The organism is Pseudomonas sp. LAMO17WK12:I5, assembly GCF_900215165.1.
GTDB classification, from domain to species: Bacteria; Pseudomonadota; Gammaproteobacteria; order Pseudomonadales; family Pseudomonadaceae; genus Aquipseudomonas; species Aquipseudomonas putida_A.
The window spans coordinates 16,075-28,544 of record NZ_OBDS01000015.1 but is presented as its reverse complement, the minus strand read 5'-3'; the positions used below and the strand labels follow the sequence as shown (position 1 = coordinate 28,544).

The following is a 12,470-nucleotide window of genomic DNA, read 5'->3' as shown; positions in this document are numbered from 1 at the left end:
GAAACGTAAGTTGAAGGTAAATTGCCGGTAAAGCTGCTTTGCTTAAATCCGATCAGTGCTTATCGTTCAGCCTCCCGTAAAAGAAGCCCACGCGCCCAATGGTTAATCAATCCATGCAATCGTCCCCTCGCAACTCCCGTCGCTGGCTGATCAGCCTGCTCGTCCTGTTGGTCATCGCCGTCCTGTGCTGGAAATTCTGGCCCGCCGGTTCGGCCCACAAGGAGGGCGCCGACAAGGCGGCGAGCGGTCATGCCGGACGTTCGGGGATGATGCGGCCGGGCTTCGGCGGCGCGGCCGGGCCGATTCCGGTGCGTGTGGCCCCGGCGGTCACGGGCGACTTCCCGCTGTATTACAAGGCGCTGGGCACGGTGACCGCGCTCAACACCATCAACGTGCGCAGCCGGGTCGGCGGCGAACTGGTGAAGATCAACTTCGAGGAAGGGCAGATGGTCAAGGCTGGCGACCTGCTGGCAGAGATCGATCCGCGTCCGTACCAGAACGCCTTGCTCCAGGCTGAAGGCACCTTGCTGCAGAATCAGGCGCAGTTGAAAAACGCTCAGGTCGATGTCGAGCGTTATCGCGGTCTGTACAAGGAAGACAGCATCGCCAAGCAGACCCTGGACACCGCCGAAGCGCTGGTCGGCCAGTACCTGGGCACGGTCAAGACCAATCAGGCAGCGGTCAACGACGCCAAGCTCAATCTCGAATTCACCAAGATCCGCGCGCCGATTGCCGGTCGCGTCGGTCTGCGTCAGGTCGACGTCGGCAACCTCGTCGCCGCCAACGACACCACGTTCCTTGCGGTGATCACTCAGACCCAACCGATCAGCGTGGTCTTCACCTTGCCGGAAAACAGCCTCGAAACCGTATTGGCGCGCTACCACAGCGGCGCCAAACTGCCGGCCGAGGCATGGGATCGCGGCGATACCAGGATCCAGGCCAGCGGCGTGCTGCAAAGCCTCGACAACCAGATCGACGTCGCCACCGGCACCCTGAAATTCAAGGCCCGTTACGATAACCGCGACCAGTCGCTGTTCCCCAATCAGTTCGTCAACGTCCATCTGCTGGCCGACACCCTCAAAGGCGTGGTGCTGGCACCGTCGGCGGCGATTCAGTTCGGCACCAACGGCACGTTCGTTTACGCGTTGGACGGCGACAAGAAAGTCACCATCCGCCAACTGAAGATCGGCGCCAGTGACGGCACCAACACTGTGGTCACCGAAGGCCTCGCCGCGGGCGATCGCGTGGTGCTGGAAGGCACCGACCGCCTCAAGGAAGGCAGCGAAGTCGAAGTGGTCAACGACAGCAATGAGGTGCCGACCACCCCGACCGGGCACCTGCAAGGCAAACCCGCCGCCAGTGCGCCGGACGCTGCCGCGGCTGACAAGGCCAAGAAGGGCGCATGAACATTTCGCGGCTGTTCATCCTCCGTCCGGTAGCCACCACCCTGAGCATGCTGGCCATTGTGCTGGCCGGCCTGATTGCCTATCGCCTGCTGCCGGTCTCGGCATTGCCGCAGGTCGATTATCCGACCATTCGCGTCATGACCCTGTACCCCGGCGCCAGTCCGGACGTGATGACCAGTGCCGTCACCGCGCCGCTCGAACGCCAGTTCGGGCAGATGCCGGGCCTGACGCAAATGGCCTCGACCAGTTCCGGCGGCGCTTCGGTGCTGACCCTGCGCTTCAGCCTCGACATCAACATGGACGTCGCCGAACAGCAGGTGCAGGCCGCGATCAACGCCGCGACCAACCTGCTGCCGACCGACTTGCCGGCGCCGCCGGTGTACAACAAGGTCAACCCGGCGGATACCCCGGTGCTGACCCTGGCGATCACCTCGAAAACCATGCTCCTGCCCAAGCTCAATGATCTGGTCGATACGCGCATGGCGCAGAAGATCGCCCAGATCAGCGGCGTCGGCATGGTCAGCATTGCCGGCGGCCAGCGGCAGGCGGTGCGGATCAAGGTCAACCCGGAAGCCCTCGCGGCGAACAGCCTGAACCTGGAAGACGTGCGCACGCTGATTGGCGCGTCCAACGTCAACCAGCCGAAAGGTAACTTCGACGGCCCGACCCGGGTCTCGATGCTCGATGCCAACGACCAGCTGACGTCGCCCAAGGACTACGCCAACCTGATCCTCGCCTACAAGAACGGCGCGCCGTTGCGTCTGAAGGATGTGGCGGAAATCGTCGACGGCGCGGAGAACGAACGTCTCGCCGCGTGGGCCAACCAGAATCAGGCAGTGCTGCTCAATATCCAGCGTCAGCCGGGCGCCAACGTGATCGAGGTGGTCGACCGGATCAAGGCGTTGCTGCCGAGCATCACCGACAACCTGCCGGCCGGGCTCGATGTCACCGTACTCACCGACCGCACCCAGACCATCCGCGCCTCGGTGACTGACGTGCAGCACGAACTGCTGATCGCCATTGCGCTGGTGGTGATGGTGACGTTCCTGTTTTTGCGGCGTGCCAGCGCGACGATCATCCCGTCGGTTGCGGTGCCGCTGTCGCTGATCGGTACGTTTGGCGTGATGTACTTGGCCGGCTTCTCGGTCAACAACCTGACCTTGATGGCCCTGACCATCGCCACCGGTTTCGTGGTCGACGATGCGATCGTGATGCTGGAGAACATCGCGCGCTTCATCGAGGAGGGTGACAGCCCGATGCAGGCGGCGCTCAAAGGCGCGAAGCAGATCGGCTTCACCCTGATCTCCCTGACCCTGTCGCTGATCGCGGTACTGATTCCGCTGCTGTTCATGGCTGACGTGGTCGGGCGGCTGTTCCGCGAGTTCGCCATCACTCTGGCGGTAGCGATCCTGATTTCCCTGGTGGTCTCGCTGACCCTGACGCCGATGATGTGCGCGCGCTTGCTCAAGCGTGAGCCGGAAGCCCACGAGCAGGGCCGCTTCTACCGGGCCAGCGGCGGCTTCATCGACTGGATGATCGCCGCGTACGGGCGCAAGTTGCAATGGGTGCTCAAACACCAGCCGCTGACCCTGTTGGTGGCTATCGGTACGCTGGCGCTGACCGTGTTGCTTTATATGGTGGTGCCCAAGGGCTTTTTCCCGGTGCAGGACACTGGGGTGATCCAGGGCATTTCCGAGGCGCCGCAGTCGATTTCCTTCGCGGCCATGGGCGAGCGCCAGCAGGCGCTGGCCAAGGTAATCCTTGAAGATCCGGCGGTTGAAAGCCTGTCGTCCTACATCGGTGTCGACGGCGACAACGCCACGCTCAACAGCGGGCGCCTGCTGATCAACCTCAAGCCCCACGGCCAGCGTGACCTGAGCGCCACCGAGGTGATCGCGCGCCTGCAACCGCAACTGGACAAACTGGTCGGCATCCGCCTGTTCATGCAGCCGGTGCAGGATCTGACCATCGAGGATCGGGTCAGCCGCACCCAGTACCAATTCAGTATGTCCTCGCCGGATTCTGAACTGCTCAGCCAGTGGAGCGAGCGTCTGGTCGAAGCCCTGGCCCAGCGTCCGGAACTGACCGACGTTGCCAGCGACTTGCAGGATAAAGGCCTGCAGGTCTATCTGGTGATTGACCGCGATGCGGCTTCGCGCCTCGGTGTCTCGGTGCAGAACATCACCGATGCGCTGTATGACGCCTTCGGTCAGCGGCAAATCTCCACCATTTATACGCAGGCTAGCCAGTACCGCGTGGTGCTGCAGGCGCAGGCCGGGGAGAAGATCGGGCCGGCGGCGCTGGATCAGATTCACGTCAAGACCACTGACGGTGCGCAGGTGCGCCTGTCGAGCCTGGCCCATGTCGAGGAGCGTCAGGCGCAACTGGCGATCACCCACATCGGTCAGTTCCCTGCGGTGATGATGTCGTTCAACCTGGCTCCCGGTGTGGCTCTGGGACATGCGGTGGACATCATCGATCAGGTGCAGAAGGACATCGGCATGCCGATTGGCGTGCAGACCCAGTTTCAGGGCGCGGCCGAAGCGTTCCAGGCGTCGCTTTCGAGCACCTTGCTGCTGATTCTGGCGGCGGTGGTGACCATGTACATCGTGCTCGGCGTACTTTACGAAAGTTACATCCACCCGATCACCATTCTCTCGACCCTGCCGTCGGCGGCGGTCGGCGCCTTGCTGGCGTTGCTGCTCAGCGGCAATGACCTGGGCATGATCGCGATCATCGGCATCATCCTGCTGATCGGTATCGTCAAGAAGAACGCGATCATGATGATCGACTTCGCCCTCGACGCCGAACGCACCCAGGGCATGGCGCCGGAGCAGGCGATCTATCAGGCGGCGCTGCTGCGCTTCCGGCCGATTCTGATGACCACTCTAGCGGCGCTGTTCGGCGCGGTGCCGTTGATGCTCGCCACCGGTTCCGGGGCTGAGTTGCGTCAACCACTGGGTCTGGTGATGGTCGGCGGCTTGCTGGTGAGCCAGGTGCTGACCCTGTTCACCACGCCGGTGATCTACCTGTATTTCGACCGCCTCGGTCGGCGCTTTGGCAAGACCAATGCCGACCGTGAAGAGGTTTCGGTATGACTGTCCGTACACATACCCCTTGTAGGAGTGAGCCTGCTCGCGATAGCGGTGTGTCTGTCCCTACCGATATTGAATGTGCCGACCTCATCGCGAGCGGGCTCACTCCTACAGGGGAGTGCGGTGAAAGTAAGGATCTTGGTCAATGAACCTGTCCGGTCCTTTCATCAAGCGCCCGGTCGCGACCATGCTCCTGAGTCTGGCGATCATGCTGCTGGGCGGTGTCAGTTTCGGTCTGTTGCCGGTGTCGCCGCTGCCGCAAATGGATTTCCCGGTGATCGTGGTCCAGGCCAGTCTGCCCGGCGCCAGTCCCGAGGTGATGGCGTCCACGGTGGCGACGCCGCTGGAGCGCTCGTTCGGCGCGATTGCCGGTGTCAACACCATGAGCAGCCGTTCCAGCCAGGGTTCGACCCGGGTCATTCTGCAATTTGACCTCGACCGTGATATCAACGGCGCGGCGCGGGAAGTGCAGGCGGCGATCAACGCTTCACGCAACCTGTTGCCGAGCGGGATGCGCAGCATGCCGACCTACAAGAAGGTCAACCCGTCGCAGGCACCGATCATGGTGCTGTCGCTGACCTCGGATGTGCTGGAAAAAGGCCAGCTCTACGACCTGGCCTCGACCATCCTCTCGCAGAGCCTGTCCCAGGTGCAGGGCGTGGGTGAAGTGCAGATCGGCGGCAGTTCGCTGCCGGCGGTACGTATCGAACTTGAACCACAGGCGCTGAACCAGTACGGCGTGGCGCTCGATGATGTGCGCAAGACCATCGCCGGGGCCAACGTGCGCCGGCCCAAGGGCTCGGTCGAAGACGGCGAGCGCCTGTGGCAGATCCAGGCCAACGACCAGTTGGAGAAGGCCAAGGATTACGAGTCGCTGATCATCCATTACAAGGACGGCGCGGCCCTGCGCCTGAAGGACGTGGCCAAGGTCAGCGACGGCGTCGAAGACCGTTACAACAGCGGCTTCTTCAACGATGACGCGGCGGTACTGCTGGTGATCAATCGTCAGGCCGGTGCCAACATCATCGAGACGGTCAACGAGATCAAGGCGCAGTTGCCGGCGTTGCAGGCGGTACTGCCGGCCAGCGTCAAGCTGAACCTGGCGATGGATCGCTCGCCGGTGATCAAGGCCACGCTGCACGAAGCGGAAATGACCCTGCTGATCGCCGTGGCGCTGGTGATTCTGGTGGTGTTCCTGTTTCTCGGGAATTTCCGCGCCTCGCTGATTCCGACGCTGGCAGTGCCGGTGTCGCTGGTCGGCACCTTTGCGGTGATGTACCTCTATGGCTTCTCGCTGAACAACTTGTCGCTGATGGCGCTGATTCTGGCGACCGGACTGGTGGTGGACGATGCCATCGTGGTGCTGGAGAACATCTCCCGGCACATCGACGAAGGCGTGAAACCGATGAAGGCTGCCTATCTCGGGGCCAAGGAAGTCGGTTTCACCTTGCTGTCGATGAACGTGTCGCTGGTGGCGGTGTTCCTGTCGATCCTGTTCATGGGCGGGATTGTCGAGAGTCTGTTCCGCGAGTTTTCCATCACCCTGGCAGCAGCCATCGTGGTCTCGCTGGTGGTCTCGCTGACGTTGACTCCGATGCTCTGCGCGCGCTGGCTCAAGCCGCACACGCCGGGCCAGGAAAACCGTTTGCAACGCTGGAGCCGCCGGACCAACGACTGGATGGTCGGCAAATATGCGACCAGCCTCGATTGGGTGCTGCGCCATCGGCGTCTGACCTTGCTTAGTCTGATCATCACGGTCGGGGTCAACGTTGCGCTGTACGTAGTCGTACCGAAGACCTTCATGCCGCAGCAGGACACCGGCCAGTTGATCGGTTTCGTCCGGGGTGACGACGGTCTGTCGTTCAGCGTGATGCAGCCGAAAATGGAAACCTTCCGCCGCGCCGTGCTCAAGGACGAAGCAGTGGAAAGCGTCGCCGGGTTTATCGGCGGCAGCAACGGCACCAACAACGCGTTCATGCTGGTACGGCTGAAGCCGATCAAGGAACGCAACCTGTCGGCGCAGAAAGTCATCGAACGCCTGCGCAAGGAAATGCCCAAGGTGCCCGGCGCCCAGTTGATGCTGATGGCGGATCAGGATCTGCAGTTCGGTGGTGGCCGCGAGCAGACCACCTCGCAATACAGCTACATCCTGCAAAGCGGCGATCTGGGGGCGTTGCGCGAGTGGTACCCGAAAGTGGTGACCGCGCTGCGCGCATTGCCGGAGCTGACCGCCATTGATGCCCGCGAGGGGCGCGGCGCACAGCAGGTGACGTTGATTGTCGACCGTGATCAGGCCAAACGCCTCGGGGTCGACATGAACATGGTCACGGCGGTGTTGAACAACGCCTACAGCCAGCGGCAGATTTCGACGATCTACGACAGCCTCAACCAGTACCAGGTGGTGATGGAGGTCAATCCGAAATACGCGCAGGATCCGGTGACGCTCAATCAGGTGCAGGTGATTACCGCTGACGGTGCGCGGATTCCGTTGTCGACCATCGCCCATTACGAAAACAGCCTGGAAGACGACCGCGTCAGCCACGAAGGCCAGTTCGCTTCCGAAAGCATCGCGTTTGACATGGCCGAAGGCGTGACCGTGGAGCAGGGCAGTGCCGCGATCGAACGGGCGATTGCCAAGGTCGGTCTGCCAGAAGACGTGATCGCGAAAATGGCCGGCACCGCCGATGCCTTTGCCGCGACGCAGAAGAGTCAGCCGTTCATGATCCTCGGCGCGCTGCTGGCGGTGTATCTGGTGCTCGGTGTGCTGTATGAAAGCTACATTCACCCACTGACGATTCTTTCGACCTTGCCGTCGGCCGGGGTCGGTGCGTTGCTGTCGATCTATGCGCTGGGCGGCGAGTTCAGCCTGATCTCGCTGCTCGGATTGTTCCTGTTGATCGGGGTGGTGAAGAAAAACGCGATCCTGATGATCGATCTGGCGCTGCAACTGGAGCGCCATCAGGGCCTGTCGCCGCTGGAGTCGATCCGCAGCGCCTGCCTGCAACGGCTGCGGCCGATTCTGATGACCACCCTGGCGGCGATCCTCGGCGCCTTGCCGTTGCTGCTTGGCCGGGCGGAGGGCGCGGAAATGCGCCAGCCATTGGGCCTGACCATCATCGGCGGCCTGGTCTTCAGCCAGGTATTGACCCTTTACACCACGCCTGTGGTTTACCTCTATCTCGACAAGCTGCGCCACCGCTTCAACAAGTGGCGCGGCGTGCGTACTGACGCCGCTCTGGAAACTCCGATATGACTGACCGTTCGCTTCTCAATCTGGCCACTGCGCGCGGTTCGCGCTTGTTGAGCCTGTCGCTGTGCGTGGCGATGCTCAGTGCCTGCGCCGTCGGCCCGGACTATCAGCGTCCGCAGACCGCCGAGGTCGCGCAATACAAAGAGGCCGAAGGCTGGCGTCAGGCTAATCCGAGCGACTCGCTGGCGCGCGGCGCCTGGTGGGAGTTGTACGGTGATCAGCAGCTCAATGGCCTGATCGAAAAACTCAACAGTTCCAACCAGACCGTCGCGCAATCCGAAGCGCAGTTCCGTCAAGCCCAGGCCTTAGTGCGCAGCGCCCGTGGGGCGTTTTATCCCAGTGTCGACCTGAGCGTGGGCAAGACCCGCTCCAGCCAGGGCACCGGCAGCAGCAGTTCGAGCCTGAGCAGTTCTGCCAGCGGTATTCGCGATACCTACAACGCGCAGTTGGGCGTGAGTTGGGAAGCGGATATCTGGGGCAAATTGCGCCGAGGCCTGGAAGCCAACGAGGCCAGCGCCCAGGCGAGCTTCGCCGATCTGGCCGCGATGCGTCTGAGCCAGCAGTCGGAGCTGGTGCAGAACTACCTGCAACTGCGGGTCATCGACCAACAGAAACGCCTGCTCGAAGCCACCGTCGCGGCCTACGAAAAATCCCTGCAAATGACCCAGAACCAGTACCGCGCGGGGATTTCCGGGCGTGATGCGGTGGCGCAGGCGCAGACCCAGTTGAAAACCACTCAGGCCGATCTGGTCGACCTGATCTGGCAGCGGGCGCAGTTTGAAAATGCCATCGCCGTGCTCACCGGACAGGCGCCGGCCGAATTCAGCATCGCCGAAACGCAGAACATTCCAAATCTGCCGCAGATTCCCCTGAGCCTGCCGTCGCAGTTGCTGGAGCGACGTCCGGACATTGCCTCGGCGGAACGCTCGGTGATCGCCGCCAACGCCAATATCGGCGTGGCCAAAGCCGCGTATTACCCCGATCTGACCTTGAGCATGAGCGGCGGCTACAGCAGCAGTACCTCGAAAAATCTTTTAACGCTACCGAACCGTTTCTGGTCGGTCGGGCCGAAACTGAACTTGCCGATATTCGACGGTGGCATCCGTTCGGCCGAAGTTGATCGCACCGAGGCGGCGTACGACCAGACCGTCGCCAAGTATCGCCAGACCGTACTCGATGGCTTCCGTGAAGTGGAAAACTATCTGGTGCAATTGAAGGTGTATGAAGACGAGGCGGCGGTGCGTCAGGAAGCGCTGGATGCCGCGCGCGATTCGCTGCGCCTGACCCAGAACCAGTACAAGGCCGGGTTGATTGCCTACATCGATGTGGTTGTGGTGCAAGCCACGGCGCTGAGCAACGAGCGGACTGTGCTGAACATTCTGCAGAACCGCTTGATCGCCAGTGTGCAATTGATTGCGGCGCTGGGTGGCGGCTGGGACGGACAACTCGATGTCAGCGACAATCGCTGATCCGTGGGAGCGAGCCTGCTTGCGAAGGCGTCAGTTCGGTCGATATCTGCGATGAACGTGCTGGCTTTTTCGCGAGCAGGCTCGCTCCCACATCAATCGCGCTGATTGCCGGAATCCTGAGAACGAGGCCCGGGCCAGAGCCTCGCAAAACCATCAAACAAGCGTTTCATCGGCTTGATGGCAAAATGATTACTTTGTCAGTGCGTTCTTCTGCGCAATCAGTACAATCGCCGCATTTGCCCGGCCGAGAATGGACGCAGTACGGCGTGGGTGGTCGCGAGAATCTTCATGCTCATCGGTAATTATTCCTTCACCCTGGTTTTCATTTCTTTGTGTGTGGCGATCCTCGCGTCCTACACCGCGCTCGATCTGACCGGGCGCATCGCCAGCGCCCGTGGCCGCGCAGTGCATTTCTGGACGGCGGGCGGCGCGCTGGCGATGGGAGTCGGCGTCTGGTCGATGCACTTCATCGGCATGTTGGCCTTCAAGTTGCCGATCGAACTGGGTTACGACATTGCGATTACCGCGCTGTCGCTGCTGATTGCCGTGCTGTCCTGCGGGTTTGCCCTGTGGCTGGTCAGCCAGCCGAAATTGCCGATCCTGCAGTTGGGTTTCGGCGCCTTGATCATGGGCGCCGGCATCAGTGCAATGCATTACACCGGCATGGCCGCGCTGCGCATGACGCCTGGCATCGATTACGACCCGAGCCTGTTCGGCGCTTCGTTGCTGATTGCTGTCGCAGCTTCGGCAGCGGCGTTATGGATCGCCTTCCGCCTGCGCCAGCACTCGCCTTATGTGCGTCTGATTCGTGGTGGTGCGGCAGTGATCATGGGCATCGCGATTGTCGGCATGCACTACACCGGCATGGCCGCCGCGCAGTTTCCTGATGGCAGTTTCTGCGGTGCGACGCTCGACGGCCTCAAGGGCAATGGCCTCGACAATCTGGTGCTGATCACCACGCTGGCGGTGCTGTCGATCGCCTTGCTCACCTCAATTCTCGATGCGCGCCTTGAAGCGCGTACCGCCGATCTGGCGCACTCGCTGACCCTGGCCAACCGTGAACTGACGCAACTGGCATTGCACGACACCCTGACCGGTCTGCCGAACCGTATGCTGCTGGACGACCGGATTAATCAGGCGATGAAGAAGGTCGAGGAGCAGGGCGGTTGTTTTGCGTTGATGTTTATCGATCTGGACGGTTTCAAACCGGTCAACGATGCCTTCGGCCACCACATGGGTGACCAGTTGCTGCGTGAAGTCGGGGTGCGCCTGCGCGAAGATCTGCGCAGTCAGGATACGCTCGCGCGAATTGGCGGCGACGAGTTCGTGCTGCTGGTGCGTCTGAGCGAACCCGACGATGCTCTGGGGCTGGCCGCGCGTCAGGTCGGGTTGCTCGGTCAGGCGTTCCGCGTGGCCGAGCACGACTTGCAGATTTCTGCCAGCGTCGGCATCGCCCTGTACCCGGGCAACGGCCTGAGCGCTCAGGAACTGCTGATGAACGCCGACGCGGCGATGTATCACGCCAAGGGCAGCGGCAAAAACGGTTACAGCTTCTTCGATGCCTCGATGAACAGCAACGCGCGCAAGCAGTTGCAGCTGTTGCAGGATCTGCGCGCCGCGCTGGAGCACAGTCAGTTCAGCCTGTATTTCCAGCCCAAATTCGACGCCATCAGTGGTCGTCCGGTCGGTGCCGAAGCGCTGCTGCGCTGGCAGCATCCGACCCAGGGCATGTTGCTGCCCGACAAATTTATCGATCTGGCAGAGAAGACCGGCCTGATCATCGCCATCGGTGAATGGGTGCTCAATGAAGCTTGCCGGCAGATGCGCGAATGGTACGTGCTCGGTTACACCGACTGGCGCATTGCGGTGAACCTCTCGGCCTTGCAGTTCTGCCACGCGGGGCTGGTGCAGAGCGTGGCCAAGGCGCTGGCGACCCACCACCTGCCGGCCAACAGCCTGACCCTGGAGATCACCGAAACCACGGCCATGAGCGACGCGGATGCGAGCATGAAGGTGTTGCAGGAGTTGTCCGACATGGGCGTCGACCTGTCGATCGACGACTTCGGCACCGGTTATTCGAGCCTGATGTACCTCAAGCGTTTGCCGGCCAACGAGCTGAAGATCGACCGCGGTTTTGTCCGCGATCTGGAGCATGACAGCGATGACGCGGCCATCGTCTCGGCGATCGTGGCGCTGGGCCAGGCACTCGGTTTGCGCATTGTTGCCGAGGGGGTGGAGACCGGCGTGCAGCAGGATTTCCTCACGCAGTTGGGCTGTGATTCGTTGCAGGGCTATCTGTTGGGCCATCCGATGCCTGCTGACGCGTTCATGCAGAACATTGTCAATCCGCAGCCGTTGGTCGTTTGAGATTGCTGTGGTGAGGTGATCAGAGCCCATGCAAAACCGCCCAATGGCGGTTATTCTTCAACCCGACTGTTACGTGTGCATTGGGGGGAAGGGCCAGCATGGATAAAGTCATGGTAATCACCGGTGGCGGGCGCGGAATTGGCGCCGCTACGGCGTTGTTGGCTGCCGGGCAGGGCTATCGGATCTGCATCAACTATCAGTCGGATGAACAGGCCGCGCAAAGCGTGCTGGAGCAAGTGCGGGCGCTGGGGGCGCAAGCCATTGCGGTACGCGCCGATGTCAGCATCGAAGACGAAGTCATCGCGCTGTTTCAGCGGGTCGACACCGAATTGGGGCGGGTCACCGCGCTGGTGAACAACGCCGGCACCGTCGGGCACAAGTCGCGGGTCGATGAAATGTCCGAATTCCGCATTCTCAAAATCATGAAAACCAACGTCCTGGCGCCGATCCTCTGCGCCAAGCACGCGATCCTGCGCATGTCGCCAAAACACGGCGGGCAGGGCGGCAGCATCGTCAACGTCTCCTCGGTCGCCGCACGCCTGGGCTCGCCCAACGAGTACGTCGACTACGCCGCGTCCAAAGGTGCGCTCGACACCTTCACCATCGGTTTGTCCAAGGAAGTGGCGGGTGAGGGGATTCGGGTCAACGCGGTGCGTCCGGGCTATATCTATACCGATTTCCATGCATTGAGCGGCGATCCGGATCGGGTCAGCAAACTTGAGTCGGCGATTCCGATGGCCCGGGGCGGGCGCCCGGATGAGGTGGCGGAGGCGATTGTCTGGTTGCTGTCGGACAAGGCTTCTTATGCGACCGGGACGTTTGTTGATTTGGGTGGAGGGCGTTAAGTCCAGAGAGTTTCGCTGTCAGGTCGGCCCTCTTCGCG

6 protein-coding genes are annotated in these 12,470 nt (G+C 61.9%); all 6 read left to right on the top strand.

All coding sequences use genetic code 11. The annotated features are described in order from the left end of the window. Positions 1 to 98: 98 nt before the first annotated feature. Entirely contained in the window at positions 99 to 1,406 is a 1,308-nt protein-coding gene (locus CRO59_RS24310; RefSeq protein ID WP_097090094.1) for an MdtA/MuxA family multidrug efflux RND transporter periplasmic adaptor subunit, read from the top strand. Next, the gene (locus CRO59_RS24305) at positions 1,403 to 4,504 is read left to right on the top strand and encodes an MdtB/MuxB family multidrug efflux RND transporter permease subunit (RefSeq protein ID WP_097090095.1); all 3,102 of its coding nucleotides are present in this window, start codon (positions 1,403 to 1,405) and stop codon (positions 4,502 to 4,504) included. Before CRO59_RS24310 ends, CRO59_RS24305 begins: the two co-directional genes overlap by 4 nt. Before the next feature lie 142 nt (positions 4,505 to 4,646). Next, positions 4,647 to 7,754 (top strand): efflux RND transporter permease subunit, encoded by a 3,108-nt coding sequence (locus CRO59_RS24300; protein WP_097090096.1) that lies wholly within the window; start codon positions 4,647 to 4,649, stop codon positions 7,752 to 7,754. Further along, complete coding sequence (locus CRO59_RS24295) at positions 7,751 to 9,220, top strand: efflux transporter outer membrane subunit (RefSeq protein WP_097090097.1); 1,470 nt, start codon at positions 7,751 to 7,753, stop codon at positions 9,218 to 9,220. Before CRO59_RS24300 ends, CRO59_RS24295 begins: the two co-directional genes overlap by 4 nt. A 288-nt stretch (positions 9,221 to 9,508) precedes the next feature. Beyond that, positions 9,509 to 11,587 carry a bifunctional diguanylate cyclase/phosphodiesterase gene (locus tag CRO59_RS24290; protein ID WP_097090098.1) on the top strand — a complete coding sequence of 693 codons (2,079 nt, stop codon included), beginning with the start codon at positions 9,509 to 9,511 and terminating at the stop codon, positions 11,585 to 11,587. Positions 11,588 to 11,685: 98 nt separating this feature from the next. Continuing rightward, positions 11,686 to 12,432 (top strand): SDR family oxidoreductase, encoded by a 747-nt coding sequence (locus CRO59_RS24285; RefSeq protein WP_007968514.1) that lies wholly within the window; start codon positions 11,686 to 11,688, stop codon positions 12,430 to 12,432. Positions 12,433 to 12,470 lie beyond the last annotated feature (38 nt).